The organism is Streptomyces sp. NPDC001381, from assembly GCF_042895685.1.
GTDB lineage: Bacteria > Actinomycetota > Actinomycetes > Streptomycetales > Streptomycetaceae > Streptomyces.
In genome coordinates this window covers 162,045-186,990 of sequence record NZ_JBIAWO010000004.1, presented here as the reverse complement: position 1 = coordinate 186,990, position 24,946 = coordinate 162,045, and the positions used below count along the sequence as shown (strand labels likewise).

The window sequence follows — 24,946 nt, the reverse complement described above, 5'->3', positions numbered from 1 at the left end:
ACTGGGCCTCTGCTGGAGCTCTTTCCGCAACGGCACCTGATGGCAGCTCACTTCAGAGGGCGCGGTCCAAGTTCCTCTACAACGGCGGCTTCAACCGTGCGACACCCCTCAACACCCCGGGCGCGAAACGAGACAGAGCATGGGCTCCCCGCGCCTCCGGTGTCACCGGGACCACCGCCTCGTTGCGGACCACGGCACGCAGAATCGCGTCCGCGACCTTCTCCGGTGGGTAGTTGCGCAGCCGGTACGCGCGAGCGGAGCGCTTCTGCCGACGCTCCTCCTCCGCCGCGTCGACGCCCACGAAGGACGCCGTGGCGGTGATGTTCGTGTTCACCAGTCCGGGGCAGACCGCCGTGACTCCGATGTCCTGTCCGGCCAGTTCGGCGCGCAGGCACTCGCTCAGCATCAGCACGGCTGCCTTGGACGTGCTGTAGGCGGGCAGCACCCGGGACGGCTGAAACGCCGCAGCGGAGGCGGTGTTGACGATATGGCCGCCCTGCCCTCGCTCGGCCATCCGCCGGCCGAAGAGGCGGCACCCGTGGATGACTCCCCACAGGTTGACGTCCAGGACCCTGCGCCAGTCGTCGGCCGTGGTGTCGAAGAACGAACCCGACAGCCCGATACCGGCGTTGTTCACCAGGACGTCCAACACCCCGTACTCGGCATGGACCTTGGCCGCCAGTTCCTCCATCTCCCGTTCCACGGAGACGTCGACGGTCTCCGCCCAGGCCTCCGGGGCGCCGAGCAGCAGGGCCCGCTCGGCCGTGCGGGCGGCGCTCTCCGCGTCCCGGTCGACGGCGACGATCCGCGCCCCCGCCTCGGCGAACGCGAGCGCCGTGGCCCGCCCGATGCCGCTGCCCGCACCCGTGACCAGTACCAACTGCCCGCCGAAACGGTCGGAGTGCCGTCCGGTGGCCTGCCGGTGCGGCTCCCCGCCGGACTCGACCGACGTGACGAACTCGGTGATCCAGGTGGCGATCAGGTCGGGACGTGTACGCGGGACCCAGTGCTTCGCGCGAAGCGTGCGCCGGGTCAACCGTGGTGCCCACCGCTCCAGTTCGTCGTAGAGCCGCTCCGACAGGAACATGTCGCCCAGAGGCGTGACGAGCTGCACGGGAACGTGCGCGTGCGCGTCGGGGCGCGGGTGGCGCAGCCGGGTCCGTACGTTGTCCCGGTACAGCCAGGCGCCGTTGGCCGCGTCCGACGGCAGCGACGGCGTCGGGTAGTCGTCGCCCGGCACCTTCTCGACCCGCCGCAGAAGTCCGGCCCAGCGCTTGCCGAGCGGTCCGCGCCAGGCGAGTTCGGGCAGCGCGGGTGTGTGCAGCAAGTACACGTACCAGGACTTGGCTCCCTGGCCGAGGAGTTGACCGACCCCGCGCGGAGTGGGCCTGGCCAGACGCTTGTCGATCCAGTGGCCGAAGTGGTCGAGGGACGGCCCGGACATCGACGTGAAGGACGCGATCCGCCCCCTGGTCCGCTCGACGGTCACGAACTCCCAGGACTGCACCGAACCCCAGTCGTGCCCCACCAGGTGCACCGGCCGGTCCGGGCTGACCGCGTCCACGACCGCCAGGAAGTCGTCCGTGAGCTTCTCCAGGGTGAACCCGCCGCGCAGCGGCTTCGGCGCCGTGGAACAGCCGTGGCCGCGGACGTCGTACAACACCACGTGGAACCGGTCGGCCAGCCGGGCCGCGACCTCGGACCACACCTCCTTGCTGTCCGGGTAGCCGTGCACCAGCACGACCGTCGGCCGCCCGGGGTCCCCCAGCTCGGCCACGCACAGCTCGATCCCGCCGGTCCGCACCCGCCGCTCGCGCGCGCCCTTCAGCACCGTCACTTCCCCTCCGCCCAGCGCCGCACTCCGGCGTCCATCCGAAGCGGCACGAGCCGACTCCGGTACGTGTCCGTAACGTGACCCCGCAGAATCTGGCACTTGTTAGAGGAAGCGTCAATAGGGCGGGTGTCCCCGGGGCGGGGCTCTCAGGTAGCTCTCAGGCAGGGGATCCCCTCCGGACCCGTACATCTGAGGTCTGACGCGAAGACGGCTCTGAGGTCTGACGCATTCCGTGGCGTGCGTCACTACATTCGACGCTGTGACTGTGATCGCGACCGAAAGCCTGAGCAAGCGGTTCCCCCGGGTGACCGCTCTCGACCGGCTGTCCGTGGACATCGGACCCGGTGTGACAGGACTCGTCGGTGCCAACGGCGCCGGCAAGTCCACGCTCATCAAGATCCTGCTGGGTCTCTCGCCCGCCACCGAGGGCCGCGCCGAGGTGCTCGGCCTCGACGTGGCCACCAAGGGCGCCGCCATCCGCGAGCGGGTGGGCTACATGCCGGAACACGACTGCCTGCCGCCCGACGTCTCGGCCACCGAGTTCGTCGTGCACATGGCCCGCATGTCCGGCCTGCCGCCCACCGCCGCGCGCGAGCGCACCGCGGACACCCTGCGCCATGTCGGGCTGTACGAGGAGCGCTACCGCCCCATGGGCGGCTACTCCACCGGCATGAAGCAGCGCGTCAAGCTCGCCCAGGCGCTGGTGCACGACCCGCAACTGGTCTTCCTCGACGAGCCGACCAACGGCCTCGACCCGGTCGGCCGTGACGAGATGCTCGGCCTGATCCGCCGCATCCACACCGACTTCGGCATCTCGGTCCTGGTCACCTCCCATCTCCTGGGCGAACTGGAGCGCACCTGCGACCACGTCGTGGTGGTCGACGGCGGCAAGCTCCTGCGCTCCAGCTCCACCACCGACTTCACCCAGACCACGACCACCCTGGCGATCGAGGTCACCGACACCGACGACCACCCGGACGGCACCCTCGCGGTCCGCGAGGCGCTCCACGCGCGCGGTGTGGAGGTCCTGGACTCCGGCGGCGGCCTGCCGGGCGCCGGCCACATCCTGCTGCTGACCGCCCAGGGCGAGGACACCTACGACGTCGTCCGGGACGTGGTCGCCGACCTCGGCCTCGGCCTGGTCCGCATGGAACAGCGCAGACACCACATCTCCGAGGTCTTCAAGGACAGCGACACGACAAGGAAGGAGGCCGTCGGCCATGGCGGTTGAGCACCCCGTCACCACCCCCTCGGGGGACCAGACCCGCATCCACAACATCGGCTACCGCAGCTACGACGGCCCCCGCCTGGGCCGCTCCTACGCCCGCCGCTCCCTGTACTCGCAGTCCCTGCGCGGCGCCTACGGCCTCGGCCGCTCGGTGAAGTCCAAGGTGCTGCCCATGCTGCTGTTCGTGGTGATGTGCGTGCCCGCGGCCATCATGGTCGCCGTCGCGGTCGCCACGAAGGCCAAGGAACTCCCCCTGGACTACACGCGCTACGCGATCGTCATGCAGGCCGTCATCAGCCTCTACGTCGCCTCGCAGGCGCCCCAGTCCGTCTCCCGCGACCTGCGCTTCAAGACGGTCCCGCTGTACTTCTCGCGGCCCATCGAGACCGCGGACTACGTACGCGCCAAGTACGCGGCGCTGGCCTCGGCGCTGTTCATCCTCACCGCCGCCCCCCTGCTGGTGCTCTACATCGGCGCGCTGCTGGCCAAGCTCGACTTCGCCGACCAGACCAAGGGATTCGCGCAGGGACTCGTCTCCGTGGCACTGCTCTCGCTGCTCTTCGCCGGCATCGGCCTGGTCATTGCCTCGGTCACCCCCCGCCGGGGCTTCGGCATCGCGGCCGTCATCGCCGTCCTGACCATCTCCTACGGCGCCGTCTCCACGCTCCAGGCCATCGCCGAGGCGCAGGACAGCACCGGCGCGATCCCCTGGATCGGCCTGTTCTCACCGGTCACGCTCATCGACGGCGTGCAGTCCGCGTTCCTCGGCGCGAGCTCCGCCTTCCCGGGGGCCATAGGCCCGTCCACCAGTGAGGGCGTCGTCTACGTCCTCGTCGCCCTCGGTCTGATCGCGGCCTGCTACGGCCTCCTGACGCGCCGCTACCGGAAGGTGGGCCTGTGACCACGCTCAGCATCGACCACGTCTCCCGCTGGTTCGGCAACGTGGTCGCCGTCAACGACATCACCATGACCATCGGCCCCGGGGTCACCGGCCTGCTCGGCCCCAACGGCGCCGGGAAGTCGACCCTCATCAACATGATGGGCGGCTTCCTGGCCCCCTCCACCGGCACGGTCACGCTCGACGGACAGCCCGTCTGGCGCAACGAGGCGATCTACCGGCACATCGGCATCGTCCCCGAGCGCGAGGCGATGTACGACTTCCTCACCGGCCGCGAGTTCGTCGTCGCCAACGCCGAGTTGCACGGCCTGGGCGACAAGGCCGCCCAACGCGCGCTGGCCACGGTCGAGATGGAGTACGCGCAGGACCGCAAGATCGCGACCTACTCCAAGGGCATGCGCCAGCGCGTGAAGATGGCCAGCGCCCTCGTGCACGAGCCGTCGCTGCTCCTGCTGGACGAGCCCTTCAACGGCATGGACCCGCGCCAGCGCATGCAGCTCATGGACCTGCTGCGGCGTATGGGCGACGAGGGCCGCACCGTGCTGTTCTCCTCCCACATCCTCGAAGAGGTCGAACAGCTCGCCTGGCACATCGAGGTCGTGGTCGCCGGACGGCACGCGGCCAGCGGTGACTTCCGCAAGATCCGCCGGCTGATGACCGACCGTCCGCACCGCTATCTGGTGCGCTCCAGCGACGACCGCGCCCTCGCGGCAGCGCTGATCGCCGACCCGTCCACCGCCGGCATCGAAGTCGACCTGGCCGAGGGCGCGTTGCGCATCCAGGCCGTCGACTTCGGCCGCTTCACGACGCTGCTGCCGAGGGTCGCCAAGGACCACGGCATCCGGCTGCTGACGGTCTCGCCGTCCGACGAGTCCCTCGAGTCCGTGTTCTCGTACCTGGTCGCGGCGTAGGAGGCCCATGATGTACGACCCCACAGTCGCCCGGCTCACCTACCGGGCCCTGCTCGGCCGGCGGCGGGCCCTCATTCTGGGCGCCCTGCCCCTGCTGCTGATCGTGATCTCCCTGGTCGTGCGCGCCCTGGCCGGCGCCGACGACCAGACCGCGTCCGACCTGCTGGGCGGGCTCGCCCTGGCCACGATGGTGCCGATCATCGGCGTCATCGCCGGCACCGGCGCGATCGGCCCGGAGATCGACGACGGCTCCGTGGTCTATCTGCTGTCCAAGCCGTTGAAGCGGCCGACGATCATCTTCACCAAGCTGATCGTCGCGATAGCGGTGACGATGGTGTTCTCGGCCCTGCCGACCCTGATCGCCGGGTTCATCCTCAACGGCAACGGCCAGCAGATCGCGGTGGCCTACACGGTCGCGGCGCTGGTCTCCTCCATCGCCTACGCGGCGCTGTTCCTGCTGCTGGGCACGGTGTCGCGGCACGCGGTGGTCTTCGGCCTCGTCTACGCCCTCGTCTGGGAGGCCCTGTTCGGTTCCCTGGTGCCGGGCGCGCGCACCCTCAGCGTCCAGCAGTGGTCGCTGGCCGTCGCCCACAAGGTGGCCGGCGGGGATCTGGTCACCTCGGACGTCGGACTGACGACGGCGACGGTGTTCCTGGTCGCGGTGACCGTCCTCGCCACCTGGTACGCGGGACAGAAGCTGCGGTCGCTGACGCTGGCGGGCGAGGAGTAGGCAGGCCTTCCCGGAGGGCGGACCGTTCTTGACGGGGACTTCATCCCCCTCCGGGCACACTGGGCGAAGCGGATACGGCCAGGGAGGACGGGGATGGCGGACGACATACCGGTCAGCGACGGCACCGGACGCCCCGGGGACGAGGTCTGGGAAGACCTCGTCCTGGACGAGGAGTTCATCCGGGCCGCCGAGGCGTCGGAGCCGTCCGCCCGGGCCCGGATGCTCGCCGCACGCTGGCGGGCGGAGGAGCCCGAGCCCCAGCCCTGGCGCTCCGACGAGCCGCCCGCCGGATGGTTCTTCAGCAAGGCCCGCCGCCGCAGATGGCGCCGCCGTTAGCACGGCTGTTTTATTCGGTGGCGCCCAACTCGTGCGCCGGGCAGAGTGGTTGTCGTCCACCACGAACGGGGAGAGGAGCGGGGCGATGTCCATGCACGGCAGTACGTCCAGCTCCCGACAGGGCAGCCGGCGGCGGGCTTCGGAGTAGTTACCCCTCCGTGGAGCCTGTGTCGCACGGGGAGCTGCCCGGGGCGGCCGCTTCGAGCACGCGATGTCGCTCTCGCGTGGGCCGCCCACCCGGAGGATTGGCCGAGTGGTAAGGCACCGGTTTGCTAAACCGTGGTCGGGGGTCACACCTCGCGCACGTTCGATCCGTGCATCCTCCGCGAGACGTTGTCACTGGGACTGGGACGTGACCGACCAGGCAGCCGCAGGGATGCGGGAACGTCCTGGCCGGTCATGCGGTTCCCCGCGCCCCGGGATCGCCTGCGGCGATCCCTAGCCCAGCAGTCGCTCCACCACCACCGCGATCCCGTCCTCCTCGTTGGAGGACGTCACCTCGTCCGCGACCGCCTTCAGCTGCTCGTGGGCGTTGGCCATGGCCACGCCCCGGGACGCCCAGGCGAACATCGGGATGTCGTTGGGCATGTCGCCGAAGGCGATCGTCTCCGCGGCCTTCACCCCCAGGCGGCGGGCCGCCAGGGAGAGTCCCGTGGCCTTGGAGAGGCCCAGCGGGAGGAGCTCCACGATGCCCTCGCCGGCCATCGCGACGGTGACGAAGCCGCCCGCGGTCCGGTGGGAGGCTTCCGCGAGCTCGTCGTCCGTCAGCGTCGGATGCTGTATGTAGATCTTGCTCAGCGGTGCCGCCCACAGGTCGGACGCGTCCGTGAAGGGGGTCGAGGGCAGTCTGCCGGTGACCGCGTAGCCGGGGCCGACCAGCACGTCGCCGTCCAGGCCGTCCCGGCTCGCCGCCAGGTACAGCGGGCCGACCTCCGCCTCGATCTTCGCGAGGGCCACCCCGGCCAGCTGCCGGTCCAGGGTCACCGACGTCAGCAGGCGGTGCGCGCCGGCGTCGTAGACCTGGGCGCCCTGGCCGCAGACGGCGAGGCCGTCGTAGCCGAGGTCGTCGAGGATGTGGCGGGTCCAGGGGACCCCGCGGCCCGTGACGACGATGTGCGCCGCGCCCGCCGCGGTGGCGGCGGCGAGCGCGTCACGGGTGCGCTGCGAGACCGACTCGTCGGAACGCAACAGCGTCCCGTCGAGGTCGGTCGCGATCAGCTTGTACGGAAAGCCGGTACTCACTTGGCGACGGGCTCCAGGACCTCCCGGCCGCCGAGGTACGGGCGCAGCACCTCGGGCACGCGCACGGAACCGTCGGCCTGCTGGTGGTTCTCGAGGATCGCCACGATCGTGCGCGGGACGGCGCAGAGCGTGCCGTTGAGCGTGGCCAGCGGGCGGACCTGCTTGCCCTCGCGGACGCGGATCGACAGCCGGCGGGACTGGAACTCCGTGCAGTCCGAGGTCGAGGTCAGCTCGCGGTACTTGCCCTGCGTCGGGATCCACGCCTCGCAGTCGAACTTGCGGGCGGCCGAGGCGCCGAGGTCACCGGTGGCGACGTCGATCACGCGGAACGGCAGCTCCAGGGAGGTCAGCCACTGCTTCTCCCACTCCAGCAGGCGCTGGTGCTCGGCCTCCGAGTCCTCGGGGGAGACGTAGGAGAACATCTCGACCTTGTCGAACTGGTGGACGCGGAAGATGCCCTTGGTGTCCTTGCCGTGCGAGCCGGCCTCGCGGCGGAAGCACGGGGAGAAACCGGCGTAGCGCAGCGGCAGACGGTCCGCGTCGATGATCTCGTCCATGTGGTACGCGGCGAGGGGGACCTCGGAGGTGCCGACCAGGTAGAGGTCGTCCTTGTCGAGGTGGTAGACGTCCTGGGCCGCCTGGCCGAGGAAGCCGGTGCCCGCCATCGACTGGGGGCGGACCAGGGCCGGGGTGAGCATCGGGGTGAAGCCGGCCGCCGTGGCCTGGGCGATCGCCGCGTTGACCAGGGCCAGCTCCAGCAGGGCGCCGACACCGGTCAGGAAGTAGAAGCGGGAGCCGGAGACCTTGGCCCCGCGCTCGACGTCGATCGCGCCGAGCAGTTGGCCGAGCTCCAGGTGGTCCTTGGGCTCGAAGCCCTCGGCGGCGAAGTCGCGGATGGTGCCGTGCGTCTCGCGGGTGACGAAGTCCTCCTCGCCGCCCACGGGCACGTCCGGGTGCACGAGGTTGCCGAGTTGGAGGAGGAGTTCCTGGGTCTCGGCGTCGGCCGCGTTGCTTTCGGCGTCGGCCGCCTTGACGTCGGCCTTGAGCTGCTCGGCTCGCTTGAGCAGCTCGGCCTTCTCGTCGGCGGAGGCCTTGGGGATCAGCTTGCCGAGCGCCTTCTGCTCGGCGCGCAGCTCGTCGAAGCGGACGCCGGACGACCTGCGCCGCTCGTCGGCAGACAGGAGAGCGTCGACGAGCGCGACGTCCTCTCCACGGGCGCGCTGGGACGCGCGCACACGGTCGGGGTCCTCACGGAGCAGGCGAAGGTCAATCACGCGGTCAAGGCTACCGGTGCGCGCTTGCGGCTCACGACTCACTATTCCGAACCGCGCGCCGATCACTCCGAATCGCGGCTTACGTTCCGTTATGAGGGAATTGCCGAGCGTGTCAAGGAAAAGTGTCTCACTCCCTGGGACGGGGCATGTGACGGGCGTCGCATTGACTCGATTTCCTTGCGTCGCGCGGGACTTGGGAACTCGGTTGTCCACAGGGATCCACACCCCGAGTGAGTTATCCACAGGGTGTGCGAAAGATCTGTGGACATCGGAATGGATCATTCCAAGGGCGGGTCGCGGAGCGAGGAATTCCTGATTCAAACCCGCTCCACCTCCACTTTCGAGTGGAAATGGGTCGCCCCAAAGGGTTGATCGAAGGAAACGGGTGGACGAAGGGTGAGGAGCGCGGCTGTGGGCGCGCCTGGGTCCCCCAGGGCGATTTGTCGACCGGACGACCCTTTGTTGTCGACTTGTCCCCAGGTCGAGAAGCCTACCTGTGGATAACTCCTGTGGATAACGAAGATATGCAGGTAGGACAGGTCCGGACCGGACCCGGAGGCGGTCTAGAACCGGCCGTCCTGGCAGCGCGCCACCCAGTCCGCCGCCGCGACGAACTCCCCGTCCGAGGTCCCGGCCAGCGGAGCCGGGACGTCCGCCACCGTCGCGTCGGCGCGCGGGTACGAGCCGAGGAAGCGCACATCGCGGCAGATCCGCTTCAGCCCCATCAGCGCGTCCGCCACCCTTCGGTCGGAGATGTGGCCCTCGGCGTCGATGCAGAAGCAGTAGTTGCCGATGCCGGCGCCGGTCGGCCGGGACTGCAGCACCATGAGGTTGATGCCCCGGGTGGCGAACTCGCCCAGCAGGTCGCGCAGCCCGCCGGGGTGGTCGTCGCGCTGCCACAGCACCACCGAGGTCTTGTCCGCGCCGGTCGGCGCCGCGGGCCGGGCGGGACGGCCCACCAGCACGAACCGGGTCTGGGCGTTCTCGGCGTCGTGGATCCCGGTCTCCAGGGCCTCCAGGCCGTACCGGGCCGCGGCGAACTCGCCCGCGAAGGCGGCGTCGTAGCGGCCCTCCTGGACCAGGCGGGCGGCGTCCGCGTTCGAGGCGGCGGACTCCCAGACGGCGTCGGGGAGATGGGCCTTCAGCCAGTTGCGGACCTGCGGCTGGGCGGCCGGATGCGCGGAGACCGTCTTGATGTCCGACAGGGTCGTGCCGGGCCGGACCAGCAGCGCGAAGGTGATCGACAGCAGCACCTCGCGGTAGATCATCAGCGGCCGGCCGGCGACCAGTTCGTCCAGGGTGGTGGTGATGCCGCCCTCGACGGAGTTCTCGATCGGCACGAACGCGGCCTCGGCCTCGCCGCCGCGCACCGCGTCGAGCGCGGACTGCACGGACACATAGGGGATCAGCTGCCGGGTGGCGGTCTCCGGAAGCGTGCGCAGGGCGACCTCCGTGAAGGTGCCCTCGGGGCCGAGGTACGCATAGCTCGCTGGCATGACCTCACCCTAATGGCCCTTGTGCGACCGGGCCCCCGCGTCTCACGAGCGCCCCTCGCAGGAATGAATCCGCGTAACCCCGGAAGGAAGCGATGGACCAGACCGCAGGAGCAGGGCCCGATCACACGCTCCTGCCCGCGCACCCTGCCTGCCGCGCCACGTCCGCGCGCCCCACCCGCCGCACTCTCCCCACGCATCCCTGCGGCCTCCCGCTCATCCCTCCAGCAACGCCTGCCCCACGTACTCGCCCTCCGCCGCCCCGCCCGGCACCGCGAAGAGGCCGCTGGACTCGTGGCGGATGTACTTCGACAGGGCGTCCCCGCGGTCCAGCTTGCGCTGCACGGTGACGAAGCCGCGCAGCGGATCCGCCTGCCAGCAGATGAAGAGCAGGCCCGCGTCGGGAGTGCCGTCCGCGTCGATGCCGTCGTGGTAGGAGAAGGGCCGCCGCAGCATGGCCGCGCCGCCGTTCTGGTCGGGCCGGGTGATGCGGGCGTGCGCGTTGATCGGGACGACCAGATCGCCGTTCGCGTCCGTCTTCTCCAGGTCCATCTCGGTCGTCTCACCGCCTCCGGACAGCGGTGCCCCGTTGGACTTGCGGCGCCCGATCACCTGCTCCTGCGCGGTGAGCGACAGTTTCTCCCAGTCGTCGAGGAGCATGCGGATCCGGCGGACGACGGCGTAGGAGCCGTTCGCCATCCAGGCGGGGTCCTTCGTGCTCTTCGCCGGGACGAAGATGCGCTCGTCGAAGTCGGAGTCCGCCGGCTTGGGGTTGCGGGTGCCGTCCATCTGACCCATCAGATTGCGGGCCGTCATGGGGTGGGCGGTGGCGCCCGGCGTGCGGTTGAAGCCGTTCATCTGCCAGCGGACCTTCGCCGCGCTGCCCGCGTCCTTCTGGATCGCGCGCAGGGCATGGAAGGCGACCAGGGCGTCGTCCGCACCGATCTGCACCCACAGGTCGCCGTCGCTGCGGGCCCTGTCGAGGTGGTCGGAGGAGAAGTCCGGCAGCGGATCCAGGGCGACCGGGCGCTGCTTCTCCAGGCCGGTGCGGGCGAAGAAGCTGTTGCCGAAGCCGAAGGTGATCGTCAGCGAGGACGGCCCGGCGTCCCGGGCGACGTCCGTGTCGTCGTTCGGGGCCGCCTCGCCCGCCATCAGCCGACGGGCCGTCTCCGACCAGCGGCGCAGCAGCGCGGCGGCCTCCTTGCGGCCCGCGCCGGCCGCGAGGTCGAAGGCCACCAGGTGCCCGCGGGCCTGGAGACCCTGGGTGATGCCGGGCTGATGTTTCACGTGAAACGGCACCTGCCCCGCCCCGATCGAGGACAGCGGGGTCGCCTGCGCGGGCGCCGCCGCATAGCCGGCGGCCGCTCCCGCCGCCCCGAGCACCAGCCCGGTGGCACCTGCGGTGCCGAGCAGCTTGCGTCGCGTGAGACGCGTCGGGCCCTCGGCGGAAGGGGACTCGGCAGAGGCGGACCGGGGGGTGGGGGCCTCGGGGAGGGTCTGGTCGGGCATGGTGCGGTTCAGCCGATCTGCGCGTTCTTGGAGACGGTCACCTGGTCGATGTCGGAGGTCCGCACGGTCACGGCGATCTTCCATTCGCCGGCCATGGGGATCTGCACTCCGGTCGCCGCCCAGTGGCCGGTGGTGATGTGGTCGGGGACGACGGGCAACGGCCCGATGTCCTTGGTGTCGAGGGTGAAGGCGACCTTGACCTCGGGGACGTCGAAGGCGCGTCCGTTGGGCCGGGTCACATAGACGTGCATCTCGTTGGCGCCGGTGCGGGCCGGGTCGAGGTCGACGCTGACGACGCCCTTGCCGTCGGCACCGCCGGTGTCGAAGGACATGTCCAGGGTCAGGGCGCCCGAGGCGGAGTCCGACGAGGAGGACGGGGAGGAGGCGGACGACGCCGAGGCGGCCTTGGCGGCCTCCAGCTCCGTACGGCCGGGCTCGGTCGAGGTGAGGGAGGTGGTGACGGCGAGGAGCACGACGGCGACGCCGGCCTCGGCGAGCACCGAGCGGCGCAGACCGAAGCGGTTCGGGTCGCCGTCCCGCAGCCGCTTCTCGCGGGCCGCGTCGACGGCGGCCCGCTGCCGGGCGAGCTGGGCGGCACGGTGCGCGTCACCGGCGCCCGTGGCCGCGGCCACATGCTCCTTGGCGGGCTGCTCCGTCCCGGCCTCCTCCGTGGCGACCGCGGTGTCCGCCAGCCGTGCCGTCCACCGCCGGGAGATCCAGGCGATGCCGACGAGCAGGGCCACCAGGCCGATCTTCACGAGGAGCAGCTGCCCGTAGCGGGTCTCGGTGAAGGCGGACCAGGAGCCGAGCTGGCGCCAGGACTGGTAGACGCCGGTCGCGATCAGGACGATGACGCTGCCGAAGGCGACCTGGGAGAAGCGGTGGACCGCGGTGATCTCGACGGGCCGCTCCGCGGGCGCCCGGTAGAGGGCCACGAGGAGCGCGGTGAGGCCGCCCAGCCAGGTGGCGACCGCCAGCAGATGGAGGACGTCGACAGGCATCGCGATGCCGGGCTGCAACCCCGTCGAGGCGTGCTCGGCCATGGCCCAGCTCGCGGCGAGCCCGGCGGCCACGACGGTTCCGCCGACCGCGAGGCCGAACCTCAGGTCGCGCTTCTCCTCGTCCTCCCGCTTGTCGTAGGCACCGAAGAGGACGGCGATGAACAGGGCGGCCGCGGCGAGCAGCAGCAGCCGGGAGACGAGGGCCGCGCCCGTCTTGGTCTGCAGCACCTGCCCGAGCAGCCCCAGGTCGAAGACGTCGCCGAACGTGCCGGAGCCGGTGTAGGAGCCGCGCAGGAGCAGCAGGAACAGGGTGGCCGCGGTCATCGCGAGCCAGCCGGAGACCACCAGCCGCTGCAGCGCCCGTACCCCGGTGCCGCGCTGCCAGCAGGCCAGCACGAAGGCGGCCCCGCCCGTCATCACGAGGAAACCGGCGTACGACACGTAACGGCCGAAGCCGTACAGCCCGCCGACGACGCCGCCGCCCGCCTCCTGGTCGGACACCGAGACGCTGGTTTCGGAGGGGGAGCCGATGGAGAAGGTGTAGGCGCCGGCGACGGGGTGGCTGTCGGCGGACACCACCTGATAGGTCACGGTGTACGTGCCGTCCGGCAGCCCCGAGCGCAGCCGCACCGCGTACGAGGCGCCGCTCGTGTGGGACGCCTTGCCGCTGTCGACGCGGGCGCCCTTGGGGTCGAGGACGCGCAGCGAGTCGTCGTTCAGCGAGACGCTCTCGGAGAAGGTCAGCGTCACCTGGGTGGGCGCCTTGTCGACCACCACCCCCTGCGCGGGGTCGCTGCCGGTCAGCGCGGCGTGCGCGGAGGCCGGTCCGGCACCGGCGAGCAGCGCCGCGGTGACCGCCAGGATCAGCAGCACGAGCATCCGGACGCGGGGGGCGATGGTCTGCGTCAAGGTGGTCCCTCCCTCAGTGGCCGGTCTTCGGGGTGTACGTGGCGGACTTCACCGGGATCTCGACCGTGATTGGGCCGGACTCGGCGAAGTGCAGTTCGACGGTCACCTTCTCGCCCTGCACCGGCCTGCTCTTCAGCTTCTCGAACATCAGGTGGTTCCCACCGCTCTTGAACACGAGTTGACCGTGCGCGGGGACGTCGAGGGAGGTGACCTCCTCCATCGAGGACCCGACGGTCTCGTGGAGGGTGACGCTGCCCGCGGCGGCACTGGTGACGGAGGTGAGCTCGTCCTTGGCGCCGCCCTTGTTGACGACGGTGAGGAAGCCCGCGGCCATGGTGTCCGAGACCGGCTGCGGCATGTAGGCGGACCGGACGGACAGCTCCGCCTCGCCGTCCGAGCCCGAGCCCGAACCGCAGCCCGCCAGCAGCAGCGCCCCGGTGGCCACGGCGGCGGGCACGGCGAGGTGCCTGCCGCGGGTCGCCGGTTTCACGGGGTGGTGCGTTGCTCGGCACGTCACGGGGTCTGCCCCTTGATGATCTTCGGCAGGTCCTTGGTGTAGTCGTCGACCGTGGCGCCCTCGCCGTACAGCAGGTAGCCGCCGTCGGTCTTCGGGGAGAAGGCGATGACCTGGGTGCCGTGGGTCGAGACGGTCTTGCCGTTCTTGTCCTTGTGCGGCGCCTCGACCGAGATGCCGAGGGTGCGGGCGGCGGCCTGGATGGTGGCGAACTCGCCGGTGAGGCCGACGACCTGGGGGTCGATGCCCTTGAGCCACTTGCCGAGCGCGGCCGGGGTGTCCCGGTCGGGGTCGGTGGTGACGAACACCACGCGCAGCTCGTCCTGGTCCGCCTTGGACAGCTGCTTCTTGGCGACGGCGATGTTGTTCATCGTCAGCGGGCAGACGTCCGGGCAGTTGGTGTAGCCGAAGTAGACCAGCGTGGGGTGGCCCTTGGTCTCCTTGCGGAGGTCGTACGAGGCGCCGCGGGTGTCGGTGAGGACCAGGTCCGGCTTGGTGAAGGGCTGGTCGAGCACGGTCGCGGCCTGCTTCTTGCCGTTCTCCTCGGAGACGGCGGCGACGGAGCTGTCGCCGCCGTCCCCGCTGCCGCACGCGGAGAGAGTGAGGGTGGCGGCGGCGAGCAGCGCGGCCGCGGCGAACGTCTTCTTGCGCATAGAGAAATGTCCCAGATGTGTGAACTCCGGCACGCACCGGGGTCGTGCGCGCCCGTGCGGGTGCACGAGCCCCGGTGCGTGCGGTGGCGGAGCGGGGTGGGTCAGGCGTCGGACGTCGTCCGGCGGCGGCCGGCGAGCACGCCGTAGGCCACGCCCGCGGCGCCGACGACGATGCCGGCCACGCCGAGGACACGGGCGGTGGTGTCGGTGCCGCCGGAGGAGTCGGAGGCCGCCTCGGTCGTCGAGGCGGCGGCCTCGGCGTCGTCGGAGGCGTCCTCGGCGGCCGCGCCGCCGTGGTGGTCGTCCTCGGAGGCGTCGGCCAGGGCGAGCACGGGCGCCGGGTTCTCCGGCTCCTCCGCGCCGTCCTCCTGCACCTCGATCCAGCGCACGACCTCCTTGTTGGAGTACGTCTGGACCGCCTTGAAGACGAGTTCGTCGGCGTCCTCGGGCAGCGCGCCCATGGAGACCGGGAACCGCTGGATGTAGCCGGGCTCGATGCCCTTGCCGTCGGCGGTCCAGGTGACCTTGGTGACGGCTTCGGAGATCTTCCGGCCGTGCACCTCGAGCGGCTTGTCGAGCTTGCTCTTGGTGACGGTGGCCTTCCAGCCGTCGATCTTCTCCGGCATCACCGAGGCCAGCGGGTGGTCGGTCGGGAAGGTGACCTCGAGCTTGGTGGTCGAGGCGTCGTCGCGCTCGTTGGGGACGCGGAAGTTGACGAGGGCGTACCCGCCCTTGGCGGCCGTGCCGTCCGGCTGCACGCTGACGTGCGCCAGGGCGGGCGAGGACAGCGCGAGGACGGCGGAACCGGCGACGGCGACGGCGGCGGCGATACGAGAGGCCTTCATGGCAGGGAGCACTCCACTCCGAGTGAGGTCTGACGGTGGGAGGCGTGCGCGGCGGGCCGGAGGAGACCGGCGGGCCGGGCGCACGCGCGCGTGCCGCACGACGGCGGCCACGCCTCCCACGTGACGTACGGAGTACGGAGCGCGGAGTGCTGGTCGGGTCGTGTCAGGCAGCGAGGACGAGGACGGCCACGGCCGGCGGGCCGCGTCTGATCACCGTGTGCTGGAGTGCGGTGGTCCGGGGACACGGGAGCGGGAGAAGGGCGGTGCGCGGGGCGTGCGGGCCCGCTTCCGGCGCGGCCGGCAGCCCCGCGAGCAGGGCACGCACCAGCCCGAGCGCCCCGCGCAGGGACCGTACGAGCGCCCCCTCGGCGACGCCGTGCGTCGACAGCTCGATCAGCCGCCGCAGGGCCGAGTCGCCGCGCCGCAGCAGCCAGCCCGCGGCGAGGGCCGCGAGGAGATGGCCGAGCAGCATGGGCAGGGACGGCAGCAGGGACATCGACGAGCCGGTGGTGGTCAGCGCGTCCGCGGGATGGTGCATGGAGCCCATGCCGCCCATCCCGCTCATGTCCGTACCGCCGGTGTCGTCGAGGAGCCGCGCGTCGGTCAGGATCTTCCGGGCCTGGGCGGGACTGATCGCCGCCGCCGTCGCCCCGCAGGCCAGCCGGGCCGCCCGCGCGACGAGCGCGGCGTCGGACGCGGGCATCGGGGCGGCCGCGGTGGAGGCGGCGGCGGTGTGCTGTCCGAGCCCGAACAGCGTGTGCAGCACGGTCTGTCCGACGGCGAGCAGCGCCACGACGCCCGGCAGCGAACGCTCGCGCCCGGCGAGCGGCAGCACGACCGCCAGAGCGCCCAGGAAGCCGGCTCCGAGCGTCCACAGCGGAACCGTGGCGCAGGAGGCCAGGGTGTGCCCCGCCGCGGCCAGCACGACGCAGACCGCGGTGAACACCGCGGCCCGCAGCAGTCGGACCTCGCGTCCGGAGCGCGCGCCGCAGCGCTCGCTTCGGGGGCGCGCCGCACGCTGGTGGGGGGCAGTCATGGCGGGCTCATCATCGCACTGGCCCGACGGCCGCCGTACGGCAGGTCCACAAGATGCGGTCCGCCTCCCTACGATGCGGAAGATCCCCTTCTGGTAAGACTGGTGCGGCTGATGCCTCCTGCGCCCCACATACACCGATTCCGGTCATCCGTGCATCCCCCATATGGGCGGCATCACGTCGAATTCGCGCTTACATACCCGCCGGGGCGGCAATACGTATCGGTATGTCGAGCCGCGGCCAGGAGGCTGGAGCATGAGCATCTGGTGGTCACTCCATCTGCGGCGCGAAGCCGCGAGCGTTCCGCTCGCCCGCCGTCTGCTGCTCGGCACCATGGAGACGGCCGGGGTCGATCCCGACGTCAGCTACGACCTGTCCGTCGCCCTGAGCGAGGCCTGTGCCAACGCCGTCGAGCACGGCGGGGACACCGCGCACGGCGGCTCCTCGGAGGCGTACCGGGTCACCGCCTACCTCGACGGCGAGAAGTGCCGTATCGAGGTCGCCGACTCGGGGCCCGGCTTCACCGGCGAACGACCCGCCCCCGTACCGGTGCGCACGAGCACCGACGCCGAGCAGGGCCGGGGCCTCTTCCTCATCCAGGAGCTCGCCGACCACGTCCACATCGGCAACAAGCCGGGGCGCGCCGGAGCGGTGGTCAGCTTCGACAAGATCCTGAAGTGGCGCAAGGACGCCCCGCTGATGGCGGTATGACGCTCAGTCAGGAACACTGAGCGGCAAGGAACTTCAGGTTCCTCAGCACTCACAGCTTCCTCTCAGCGTTCTTCCAGCCCGTTGATGGGCGGCGTTCCTAACTTCCTGGTCATGACGGGAAACCACAAGGACACCAGGATCACCCGGCGCCGCGCCCTCGCGGTGACGGGCGGGACGGTCGCGGCCGGCGGACTCGCCGTGGCGGGCTACCAGTCGGCGTTCGCCGACACCAGCGCGGAGGCCGGGGCGACCGCGGACGCCACCTCGACCGCCAGCGCGTGCATGACGCTGATGAGCAGTGTCACGGAAGGGCCCTACTACCTCGACGGTGCCTTGGTGCGCAAGGACATCACCGAGGGCAAGAGCGGCGTACCGCTGACCCTGCGCCTCACCGTCGTCGACGCCACCGACGGCTGCACCCCGGTCAAGGGCGCCGCCGTCGAGATCTGGCACTGCGACGCCTGGGGCTACTACTCCGGCTACACCACCGCCAACCCCGGCGGCTCGGCCCCCGCCGAGAGCGAGGACGGCTCCACCGCCGACGACAGCACCTACCTGCGCGGCTACCAGATCGCCAACGCCAACGGGGTCGTCAAGTTCGAGACGATCTTCCCCGGCTGGTACACGCCCCGCACCTGCCACATCCACGTCAAGGTGCACACCGGCGGCGAGAAGGAGGACGGCACCTACGAGGGCGGCAAGGTCAACTACACCGGCCAGCTCTTCTTCGACGACGCCGTCGCCGAGGAGATCTTCGCCCTGGAGCCCTACTCCCGGCACTCCGGCAGCTACACCACCCTCGACAACGACATGGTCTACGACGGCGGCGGCGCCTCCAGCGGTCTGCTGACCCTCAAGGCCGTCCACAAGGCCGACCCGTCCCAGGGCTACAAGGGTTCCCTCACCCTCGGCATCGACCCGGACGCCGAGAACACCGGCGCGGGCGGCGGCAGCGGGGGCGGCGACGGCGGCACTCCCCCGGGCGACGCGCCGACGGGCACCCCGCCGAGCGACGCGCCCACGGCTTCCGCGTCCTCGTAGGCGCGTTCATGACGCGCCGTGAGGACGACGTGCTCGCGCAGGCCGCCGTGACCGCGCTGACCGGTCAGCTGGCCCTGGCTCCCAAGCCGGGCCTGCCCGACCCCCGTGACCTGGACGCCCGCGTCACCCGCAGAGACCACTGCGGGCTGCGCTGGTCGGCCAAGGCGCTCGCACCGGGCCTTGCGGCGATGGCCGCCGCCGCCCGCCGCACCGGCGAACCCACGCCCCGGCTGCGCGCCGAACTCGGCGCGATCGGACGGTGCACCGAGCACTCGGTGGGCCTGGCCGGCGGCGGACACCGGGGCGCGCTGTGGACACTCGGCCTGCTGGTCGCGGCGGCCGCGCTCAACCCGCGCGCGCGGGGCGCCGAGGTCGCCCAGGCCGCCAAGCGGATCGCCGCGCACCCCGACCGGGGCGCCCCGCGGCGGCCGTCCCGCGGCTCGACGGTCTCCGCCAAGTACGGCGCCGCGGGCGCCCGGGGCGAGGCCCGCGCCGGGTTCCCGCACGTACGGCGGGCCCTGGACGCCCTGGCCAGGGCGCGCTCGGCCGGGGCGGGCGAGGCGGAGGCGAGGCTGGACGCCCTGCTCACCGTGATGTCCACCCTCCAGGACTCCGAACTCCTCTACACGGCCGGGCCCTTGGGCCTGCGGCACGTGCAGGCGGGCGCCCGCGGCGTCCTGGAGGCGGGCGGCACCGCCACGGCGGCCGGCCGCGAGGCGCTCGCCGCCCTCGACGCGGATCTGCACGAGCGGGCGTGGAGTCCGCGGGGGAGTGCGGGGTTGCTGGCGGGGGCGCTGTTCGTGGACTCCCTGCCGGTCGTCGGCGCGGGAGCCGCGCGGGTGGCGTGAGCGGGGGCCCGGTCCGGTGGCGTGACGGGTGCCCGGCGTGAGGGCTGGGGCCGGGTGGGTGTCGCTCGCCCGCGCTTGCGGGGTGCCGCTGCGCCCACCCGTGCCGGCCCCAGCGGCACGACTGCCCGCAGCTGCGGTGTGGGGTTGCCTCCGCCCGGACTGGTCCCGGGGTACGGCTGCGGGGTGCCGGGGCGCCTCGGTGAGCGGTGGGTCAGCTTTCCTTCAGTACCTTCGCCAGTACCTCCAGCGCATCCGGATACACCCGCTCACGGGGGGTTCCGTAGCCGACGACCAGTCCTTGAAGGCGTTCTCCGCCGTCCCCGTCGGGTCCGTGCCAGTGCTCCCCGAGGCGTCCGACCGCCAGTCCCTCCGCCGCCGCGCGCGCCAGCACCTCCGCCTCGTCGCCGACCTCCACCAGCGCGTGCAGCCCCGCCGCGATCCCGCGCACGCCCCGGCGCGCGCCCAGCCGGTCCAGCAGCAGGTCACGCCGGCGCCGGTAGCGCAGTCGGCACGCGCGTACGTGACGGTCGTAGGCGTGGCTGTCGATGAGTTCGGTGAGGGCGAGCTGCCCGATCGACTCGGTGTGGTGGTCGCTGTGCAGCTTGGCGTCGGCGACCGCGTCGACCAGATGCGGCGGCAGCACCATCCAGCCGAGCCGCAGCGCGGGCCCGAGGGTCTTGGAGGCCGTGCCCAGGTAGACGACCTGCCCCGGGGCCATGCCCTGCAGCGCGCCGACGGGCTGCCGGTCGTAGCGGAACTCCCCGTCGTAGTCGTCCTCGACGATCAGCCCCTCACGCGCGCGTGCCCAGTCCGTCAGCGCCCGTCGCCGCTCGGGGTGGAGGGTGACTCCCGTCGGGTACTGGTGCGCCGGTGTGACCACCACGGCCCCCGCGCCCCCCAGTTCCGCGACGCGCACCCCCTTCTCGTCCACGCCCACGGGCACGACGGTCCCGCCGTTGCGCCGCACGACCTCCCGGTGGAACGGCAGCCCCGGGTCCTCCATCGCGACCTCGCCACCCTCCAGGACGCGGGTGAGCAGCGCCAGCCCCTGCACATAGCCGGAGGTGATCACGATCCGCTCCGGCGGCGCGACCACGCCCCGGGCCCGCCCCAGGTACCCGGACAGCGCCGTGCGCAGCTCGATGCGGCCGCGCGGGTCGCCGTAGTCGTACGCCAGGGAGGGCGCGGTGGCGATGGCGCGGCGCAGCGCCCGCAGCCAGGCCGCCGCCGGGAACGCGCCGACGTCCGGGCTGCCGGGCCGCAGGTCGAAGCGAGGCTCACGCGCACGGGTGACGGCCTCCGGCGGTTCGGTGCCGGCGGAGCTCAGCGAGGCGACCCGGGTCCCCGACCCCTGCCGGGCGGTGAGGTAGCCCTCGGCGACGAGCTGGTCGTAGGCGGCCTTCACGGTGTTGCGCGAGATGCCGGTCTCGACCGCGAGCCGCCGGGTGGCCGGCAGCCGTGTCCCGGGCGCCAGCCGCCCCTCCCGCACCGCGTCCCGCAGCGCCCGCTCCAGCCCGGCCCGCCGTCCTTCGCCGGTATCGGGTTCGAGACGCAGACCGACACCGACACCGGACCAGAAGTCGTTCACGAAGTCCCCCCTAGACATGTGAACGGCCGGGCACTCAGCAGTACCCGGCCATCGGCTCGAACCCTCAGCCCTTGAGCGAAGCCATCCACGCCTCGACCTCGTCGGAGCGGCGCGGCAGCCCGTCCGACAGGTTCCGGTTGCCGTCCTCCGTCACGAGGATGTCGTCCTCGATCCGGACGCCGATGCCCCGGTACTCCTCGGGCACGGTCAGGTCGTCGGCCTGGAAGTACAGCCCCGGCTCGACGGTCAGCACCATGCCGGGCTCCAGCGTGCCGTCGACGTACGACTCCACGCGCGCGGCGGCGCAGTCGTGGACGTCCATGCCGAGCATGTGACCGGTGCCGTGCAGTGTCCAGCGGCGCTGCAGGCCCAGCTCCAGCACCCGCTCCACCGGCCCCTCGACCAGTCCCCACTCGACGAGCTTCTCCGCGAGCACGTGCTGCGCGGCGTCGTGGAAGTCGCGGTACTTGGCGCCCGGCCTGACGGCCGCGATACCGGCCTCCTGGGCCTCGTACACCGCGTCGTAGATCTTCTTCTGGATCTCGCTGAAGCGGCCGCTGACCGGCAGGGTGCGCGTGACGTCCGCGGTGTAGTACGTGTGCGTCTCGACGCCCGCGTCCAGCAGGAGCAGGTCGCCGGAGCGGACCGGGCCGTCGTTGCGCACCCAGTGCAGCGTGCACGCGTGCGGGCCGGCGGCGGCGATGGTGCCGTAGCCGACGTCGTTGCCCTCGACCCGCGCGCGGAGGAAGAACGTGCCCTCGATGTACCGCTCGGAGGTGGCCTCGGCCTTGTCGAGGACCTTCACCACGTCCTCGAAGCCGCGGACCGTCGAGTCGACGGCCTTCTGCAGCTCGCCGATCTCGAACTCGTCCTTGACCAGCCGCGCCTCGGAGAGGAAGACCCGCAGTTCCTCGTCGCGCTCGGCGGTGACCTTGTCGGTCAGGGCCGCCTCGATGCCGGCGTCGTGCCCGCGCACGACACGCACCGGGCCCGTGGCCTCGCGCAGCCGGTCGGCGAGTTCGCGCACGTCGGCGGCGGGGATGCCGTACAGCTTCTCCGCCTCGGTGAGGGAGTGGCGGCGGCCGACCCACAGCTCGCCCTGGCCCGACAGCCAGAACTCGCCGTTCTCCCGGTCGGAGCGCGGCAGGAGGTAGATCGTCGCGGTGTGGCCCTCGCCCTCGGGCTCCAGGACGAGGACGCCGTCCTCGGTCTGGTTGCCGGTGAGGTAGGCGTACTCGACGGACGCGCGGAAGGGGTAGTCCGTGTCGTTCGAGCGGACCTTCAGGTTGCCGGCGGGGATGACCAGGCGCTCGCCCGGGAAGCGGGCGGAGAGCGCGGCGCGGCGGGCGGCGGTCCGGGCGGCCTGGGCGATCGGCTCCAGGTCGCGCAGCTCGGTGTCGGCCCAGCCGGACTTCATGTTCTCGGCCAGCTCGTCGGACACGCCCGGGTACAGGCCGTTCTTGCGCTGCTTGATGGGCTCCTCGGTCTCGTCCGGGCCCGCTGCGTCAGCAGCGGAATCGGACACTGCCGGGGTGAGCTCGTCGGCCACGGTCATCCTCCTCGATACGGCACTGGACCCCCTCCATCGTACGGTCGTACGTAAGGGGGCCCAGGGGCGAAGGTCCTGTCACCCGCCGTTCACTCGAAGCGCGCCGCCAGCAGTACCACGTCCTCCTCGCCGTGCTGCTCGGCCGACCCGTCCGGCAGGACCGTGCGCAGCACGTGGTCGGCGATCGCGCCCGGGTCGTGGCGCAGCGCCCTCGGCACCCCCGCGGCCGCGGCGTGCAGCCGGGCGAAGGCGCGGTCGACGGGGTCGCCGGTGCGGTGCAGCAGCCCGTCGGTGTAGAGCAGAACCGTCTCTCCGGGTTCGGGCTCCAGCTCCACGCTCGGCGCCTCCCAGCAGGCCAGCATGCCCAGCGGCGCGGAGACGGAGGTCTCCACGAACTCCGTGCGCCGCTCGCCCACCAGCAGCGGCGGGCAGTGCCCGGCCCCGGCCAGGGTGATCTTGCGCAGGGCGGGCTCGCAGTAGGCGAACAGGGCGGTCGCGGAGCGGGCCGGCTCGGTCAGCCGCAGCAGCAGCTCCAGGTCGGACAGGACCGCGACCGGGTCCTCGCCCTCCATCACGGCGTACGCCCGCAGGGAGGCGCGCAGCCGGCCCATCGCGGCGATCGCGCTGGGGCCCGAGCCGGTGACCGACCCGACCGCCAGTCCGAGGGCCGCGTCCGGCAGCGGCAGCGCGTCGTACCAGTCGCCGCCGCCGCGCGGGCCGGTACGGTGCCGGGCCGCGAGCTGGACGCCGGGCACCCTCGGCAGCCGGGACGGCAGCAGTTCCTCGGTCATCGTCGCCATGGACGCCCGCGTGCGCTCGACCTCGAGGAGCCGGGACAGGTGCTCGGCGGCGGTGCGGGCGTACAGGCCGACCAGGTGGCGCTGGCGTTCGCCCGGCTCGGCGGGCTCGTCGTAGAGCCAGACGGCCGCGCCGACGCGGCCGTCGGAGGCCTCGGCGACCAGCGGCAGGGCGTAGCTGGCGGCGTAGCCGAGGCGGGCGGCGACCTCGCGGTGGCGGGGGTCGAGTCCGTCCTCGGCGAACAGGTCGGGTTCGGCGATCTCGCCCTCGCCGCCGGGCAGCCCGTCGAGGATCCGGCCGTAGGAGAGGGCGCTGCGCGGCACGGTCTCGATGTGGCCGAGATCCGCGCGGCCGAGGCCGAGGCCGATCGTGGTGTCGGGACCGAGGCCGTCGGCCGGTTCCAGTACGACGAGACCGCGCCGGGCGCCCACGAGGGCGGCTCCGGCGCGCAGCAGTTCGGTCAGGGCCTCGGGCAGTGCGTTAGTGCGGGCCAGGCGTTCGGTCAGTTCGTGCAGGGTCGTGAGGTCCGAGACCCAGCCGGCGAGCCGGTCCGTCAGGAGGGCTCCCGGGCCGGAGGAGGCCGTGGCGGCCGGTGGGGCCCCCGGGGAGGCGGGCGCGGGCGCGACAGTGTGTGCGGGCGAGGGAACCGTTGAATCGATTCCGGCCACTTTCGGAGCGTGAGGGGCGTTCATGGCGTCCGGCTCTCGGACCGGCGCCTATTGCTCAAAAGCATCGCAAACCCCCATGTCAATCTGCGCCGCCAGCAGTGTCTCCACATCTACACGCACTCGTAAGGGGATGTCCAGCATTGTCCTGCTGGGATTAGTGGTGTCCGCGAGGCCTTCGGGGGGAATCCGACCTCCTTCGTCCGACCCCCTTGTGGATTCGCAAAATTGGCTTAAAACTGACTCGGGTTACGGTTGTTTGCGGTCGACTGGCCTTGCTCCACGGAGCGTCACAGCGGTCGTGATGGGTACGTACTCGGTAAGGACCAGGGGTCGTCGGGAGCCACCCGGAACCTGGTGACCGATCCGGGCGTCATAGCCACCGACGACCGTGCCCCATCCTCCCGTGGCGGAGGCGGAGAGAAATACAGCGGGCGGCAAAACGCCAGACTTCGCCACCCCGCGCCACGCCCAGCCTTTTGATGGACGCAAGTCGGCGGAGCGGCCGCGGAAGCGGCCGGTACTCGGCCCCCAGGGGTTCCCCTTGTCGCGGACAGGGGTGTGATGCGCCAACAGGTACGCCCAGTGAAGTGATCGACACATGGTGTGATGTGGCCCACGGTGTTGCCAGCGGTGCAACGGAAAGGAACGAGCGCTCATGCGCGAGATCCTCGGAAGGCGACGCAGGCTCCTGTCCCAGCGCAGCGACAAGGGGTCTGAGTTGGTCGACTCGGCCCTGACCTTCGCGACGGAATGGCAGTGGCCCGTTCTCCCGGGTGTGACGGCGGACCAGCGGAGCACGTCCCGCTGCGGCTGCCCCGACCCGGAGTGCGTGATGCCCGGCGCTCATCCCTTCGACCCCGGCCTCCTCGCGGCCACCACCGACGAACGCATGATCCGCTGGTGGTGGGGCAACCGCCCGGCCGCGCCGATCGTCCTGGCCACCGGGGGCACGGCCCCCTGCGCCGTCAGCCTCCCCGCCCTCGCGGCGTCCCGCGCGCTCGTGGCGCTGGACCGGCAGGGCATGCGGCTCGGCCCGGTCGTCGCCTCGCCCACACGCTGGGCGATCCTCGTACGGCCCTACACCATGGAGCAGTTGGGCGAACTGCTGTACGCCAAGGACTTCGTCCCCGGCTCCCTGCGCTTCCACGGCGAGGGCGGCTACCTCGCCCTGCCCCCGTCCGAGACCGGCCGCGGCGACATCCGGTGGGAACGCGCCCCGCTGCCCGGTTCGGCCGCCCCGTGGGTGCCCGACGTCGAGGCGGTGGTGGACGCCGTCGTCGACGCCCTCACTCGTACGGGTGTGAGCGCGCCCGAGTTGTAGGGGTGTCGGGC

At 71.8% G+C, this 24,946-nt stretch carries 22 protein-coding genes and 1 tRNA gene; 10 read left to right on the top strand and 13 right to left on the bottom strand.

What is annotated here, in order from left to right; genetic code table 11:
- Window positions 1-76: 76 nt before the first annotated feature.
- Complete coding sequence (locus tag ACFY2L_RS19480) at window positions 77-1,837, bottom strand: SDR family oxidoreductase (protein WP_390659849.1); 1,761 nt, start codon at window positions 1,835-1,837, stop codon at window positions 77-79.
- A gap of 262 nt (window positions 1,838-2,099) precedes the next feature.
- On the opposite strand from ACFY2L_RS19480, the gene ACFY2L_RS19475 reads away from it, so the two are divergent.
- The 6 genes from ACFY2L_RS19475 to ACFY2L_RS19450 all read left to right on the top strand — a co-directional run bounded on the left by ACFY2L_RS19475 (window position 2,100) and on the right by ACFY2L_RS19450 (window position 6,263).
- Window positions 2,100-3,065, top strand: coding sequence for an ABC transporter ATP-binding protein (locus tag ACFY2L_RS19475; RefSeq protein ID WP_390823195.1), 966 nt, complete (start codon window positions 2,100-2,102; stop codon window positions 3,063-3,065).
- Window positions 3,055-3,963 (top strand): ABC transporter permease, encoded by a 909-nt coding sequence (locus ACFY2L_RS19470; RefSeq protein WP_390822909.1) that lies wholly within the window; start codon window positions 3,055-3,057, stop codon window positions 3,961-3,963. Before ACFY2L_RS19475 ends, ACFY2L_RS19470 begins: the two co-directional genes overlap by 11 nt.
- On the top strand, window positions 3,960-4,871 hold the full coding sequence (locus ACFY2L_RS19465; protein WP_390659851.1) for an ABC transporter ATP-binding protein: 912 nt from the start codon (window positions 3,960-3,962) through the stop codon (window positions 4,869-4,871). The genes ACFY2L_RS19470 and ACFY2L_RS19465 overlap by 4 nt, the downstream gene beginning before the upstream one ends.
- A 10-nt stretch (window positions 4,872-4,881) precedes the next feature.
- Complete coding sequence (locus ACFY2L_RS19460) at window positions 4,882-5,601, top strand: ABC transporter permease subunit (protein WP_390822908.1); 720 nt, start codon at window positions 4,882-4,884, stop codon at window positions 5,599-5,601.
- 93 nt (window positions 5,602-5,694) lie between these two features.
- Window positions 5,695-5,937 (top strand): hypothetical protein, encoded by a 243-nt coding sequence (locus ACFY2L_RS19455; RefSeq protein WP_390659852.1) that lies wholly within the window; start codon window positions 5,695-5,697, stop codon window positions 5,935-5,937.
- Between the two features lie 239 nt (window positions 5,938-6,176).
- Window positions 6,177-6,263 (top strand) — tRNA-Ser (locus tag ACFY2L_RS19450).
- Between the two features lie 112 nt (window positions 6,264-6,375).
- Here ACFY2L_RS19450 and ACFY2L_RS19445 read toward each other — a convergent pair.
- The 9 genes from ACFY2L_RS19445 to ACFY2L_RS19405 form a co-directional block, all read right to left on the bottom strand.
- Entirely contained in the window at window positions 6,376-7,179 is an 804-nt protein-coding gene (locus ACFY2L_RS19445) for an HAD family hydrolase (protein ID WP_390659853.1), read from the bottom strand.
- The gene (serS, locus tag ACFY2L_RS19440; RefSeq protein ID WP_390659854.1) at window positions 7,176-8,453 is read right to left on the bottom strand and encodes a serine--tRNA ligase; all 1,278 of its coding nucleotides are present in this window, start codon (window positions 8,451-8,453) and stop codon (window positions 7,176-7,178) included. The genes ACFY2L_RS19445 and serS overlap by 4 nt, the downstream gene beginning before the upstream one ends.
- 563 nt (window positions 8,454-9,016) lie before the next feature.
- Window positions 9,017-9,949: a prephenate dehydratase gene (gene pheA / locus ACFY2L_RS19435; protein ID WP_390659855.1), complete on the bottom strand. Its 933-nt coding sequence runs from the start codon at window positions 9,947-9,949 to the stop codon at window positions 9,017-9,019.
- Window positions 9,950-10,162: 213 nt separating this feature from the next.
- Window positions 10,163-11,455, bottom strand: coding sequence for an iron uptake transporter deferrochelatase/peroxidase subunit (gene efeB / locus ACFY2L_RS19430; RefSeq protein ID WP_390659856.1), 1,293 nt, complete (start codon window positions 11,453-11,455; stop codon window positions 10,163-10,165).
- Window positions 11,456-11,463: 8 nt separating this feature from the next.
- Window positions 11,464-13,365, bottom strand: a complete 1,902-nt coding sequence (locus ACFY2L_RS19425) for a copper resistance CopC/CopD family protein (RefSeq protein WP_390822907.1) — start codon at window positions 13,363-13,365, stop codon at window positions 11,464-11,466.
- Window positions 13,366-13,378: 13 nt separating this feature from the next.
- On the bottom strand, window positions 13,379-13,855 hold the full coding sequence (locus ACFY2L_RS19420) for a copper chaperone PCu(A)C (protein ID WP_390822906.1): 477 nt from the start codon (window positions 13,853-13,855) through the stop codon (window positions 13,379-13,381).
- A gap of 23 nt (window positions 13,856-13,878) precedes the next feature.
- The gene (locus tag ACFY2L_RS19415; protein ID WP_390659859.1) at window positions 13,879-14,532 is read right to left on the bottom strand and encodes an SCO family protein; all 654 of its coding nucleotides are present in this window, start codon (window positions 14,530-14,532) and stop codon (window positions 13,879-13,881) included.
- 101 nt (window positions 14,533-14,633) lie between these two features.
- A complete protein-coding gene (locus ACFY2L_RS19410) occupies window positions 14,634-15,377 on the bottom strand; it encodes a YcnI family protein (RefSeq protein WP_390659860.1) in 744 nt (247 codons plus the stop codon).
- 163 nt (window positions 15,378-15,540) lie between these two features.
- Window positions 15,541-16,413 carry a hypothetical protein gene (locus tag ACFY2L_RS19405; RefSeq protein ID WP_390822905.1) on the bottom strand — a complete coding sequence of 291 codons (873 nt, stop codon included), beginning with the start codon at window positions 16,411-16,413 and terminating at the stop codon, window positions 15,541-15,543.
- A 253-nt stretch (window positions 16,414-16,666) separates the two neighbouring features.
- On the opposite strand from ACFY2L_RS19405, the gene ACFY2L_RS19400 reads away from it, so the two are divergent.
- From ACFY2L_RS19400 to ACFY2L_RS19390, 3 genes are all read left to right on the top strand, one after another.
- A complete protein-coding gene (locus ACFY2L_RS19400) occupies window positions 16,667-17,122 on the top strand; it encodes an ATP-binding protein (protein WP_390659862.1) in 456 nt (151 codons plus the stop codon).
- 111 nt (window positions 17,123-17,233) lie between these two features.
- Window positions 17,234-18,163, top strand: a complete 930-nt coding sequence (locus tag ACFY2L_RS19395) for an intradiol ring-cleavage dioxygenase (RefSeq protein WP_390822904.1) — start codon at window positions 17,234-17,236, stop codon at window positions 18,161-18,163.
- Between the two features lie 8 nt (window positions 18,164-18,171).
- Window positions 18,172-19,011: a triphosphoribosyl-dephospho-CoA synthase gene (locus tag ACFY2L_RS19390; RefSeq protein ID WP_390659864.1), complete on the top strand. Its 840-nt coding sequence runs from the start codon at window positions 18,172-18,174 to the stop codon at window positions 19,009-19,011.
- Between the two features lie 211 nt (window positions 19,012-19,222).
- Here ACFY2L_RS19390 and ACFY2L_RS19385 read toward each other — a convergent pair whose 3' ends face one another.
- The 3 genes from ACFY2L_RS19385 to ACFY2L_RS19375 form a co-directional block, all read right to left on the bottom strand.
- Window positions 19,223-20,599 carry a PLP-dependent aminotransferase family protein gene (locus tag ACFY2L_RS19385; protein ID WP_390659865.1) on the bottom strand — a complete coding sequence of 459 codons (1,377 nt, stop codon included), beginning with the start codon at window positions 20,597-20,599 and terminating at the stop codon, window positions 19,223-19,225.
- Window positions 20,600-20,663: 64 nt separating this feature from the next.
- On the bottom strand, window positions 20,664-22,154 hold the full coding sequence (locus ACFY2L_RS19380) for an aminopeptidase P family protein (protein WP_390822903.1): 1,491 nt from the start codon (window positions 22,152-22,154) through the stop codon (window positions 20,664-20,666).
- An 83-nt stretch (window positions 22,155-22,237) separates the two neighbouring features.
- A complete protein-coding gene (locus ACFY2L_RS19375) occupies window positions 22,238-23,638 on the bottom strand; it encodes a PP2C family protein-serine/threonine phosphatase (protein WP_390659867.1) in 1,401 nt (466 codons plus the stop codon).
- A gap of 631 nt (window positions 23,639-24,269) precedes the next feature.
- Here ACFY2L_RS19375 and ACFY2L_RS19370 point away from each other — a divergent pair.
- Window positions 24,270-24,935 (top strand): bifunctional DNA primase/polymerase, encoded by a 666-nt coding sequence (locus ACFY2L_RS19370; protein ID WP_390659868.1) that lies wholly within the window; start codon window positions 24,270-24,272, stop codon window positions 24,933-24,935.
- Window positions 24,936-24,946 lie beyond the last annotated feature (11 nt).

What these genes read in the sequence shown, in the direction of transcription:
- ACFY2L_RS19370 (WP_390659868.1), top strand. Translation starts at nt 24,270, where the DNA reads ATGCGCGAGATCCTCGGAAGGCGACGCAGGCTCCTGTCCCAGCGCAGC.
- efeB (WP_390659856.1), bottom strand. Translation starts at nt 11,455, where the DNA reads ATGCCCGACCAGACCCTCCCCGAGGCCCCCACCCCCCGGTCCGCCTCT.
- ACFY2L_RS19395 (WP_390822904.1), top strand. Translation starts at nt 17,234, where the DNA reads ATGACGGGAAACCACAAGGACACCAGGATCACCCGGCGCCGCGCCCTC.
- ACFY2L_RS19415 (WP_390659859.1), bottom strand. Translation starts at nt 14,532, where the DNA reads ATGCGCAAGAAGACGTTCGCCGCGGCCGCGCTGCTCGCCGCCGCCACC.
- ACFY2L_RS19400 (WP_390659862.1), top strand. Translation starts at nt 16,667, where the DNA reads ATGAGCATCTGGTGGTCACTCCATCTGCGGCGCGAAGCCGCGAGCGTT.
- ACFY2L_RS19410 (WP_390659860.1), bottom strand. Translation starts at nt 15,377, where the DNA reads ATGAAGGCCTCTCGTATCGCCGCCGCCGTCGCCGTCGCCGGTTCCGCC.
- ACFY2L_RS19405 (WP_390822905.1), bottom strand. Translation starts at nt 16,413, where the DNA reads ATGACTGCCCCCCACCAGCGTGCGGCGCGCCCCCGAAGCGAGCGCTGC.
- ACFY2L_RS19470 (WP_390822909.1), top strand. Translation starts at nt 3,055, where the DNA reads ATGGCGGTTGAGCACCCCGTCACCACCCCCTCGGGGGACCAGACCCGC.
- ACFY2L_RS19390 (WP_390659864.1), top strand. Translation starts at nt 18,172, where the DNA reads ATGACGCGCCGTGAGGACGACGTGCTCGCGCAGGCCGCCGTGACCGCG.
- pheA (WP_390659855.1), bottom strand. Translation starts at nt 9,949, where the DNA reads ATGCCAGCGAGCTATGCGTACCTCGGCCCCGAGGGCACCTTCACGGAG.
- ACFY2L_RS19375 (WP_390659867.1), bottom strand. Translation starts at nt 23,638, where the DNA reads ATGAACGCCCCTCACGCTCCGAAAGTGGCCGGAATCGATTCAACGGTT.
- ACFY2L_RS19455 (WP_390659852.1), top strand. Translation starts at nt 5,695, where the DNA reads ATGGCGGACGACATACCGGTCAGCGACGGCACCGGACGCCCCGGGGAC.
- ACFY2L_RS19460 (WP_390822908.1), top strand. Translation starts at nt 4,882, where the DNA reads ATGTACGACCCCACAGTCGCCCGGCTCACCTACCGGGCCCTGCTCGGC.
- ACFY2L_RS19380 (WP_390822903.1), bottom strand. Translation starts at nt 22,154, where the DNA reads ATGACCGTGGCCGACGAGCTCACCCCGGCAGTGTCCGATTCCGCTGCT.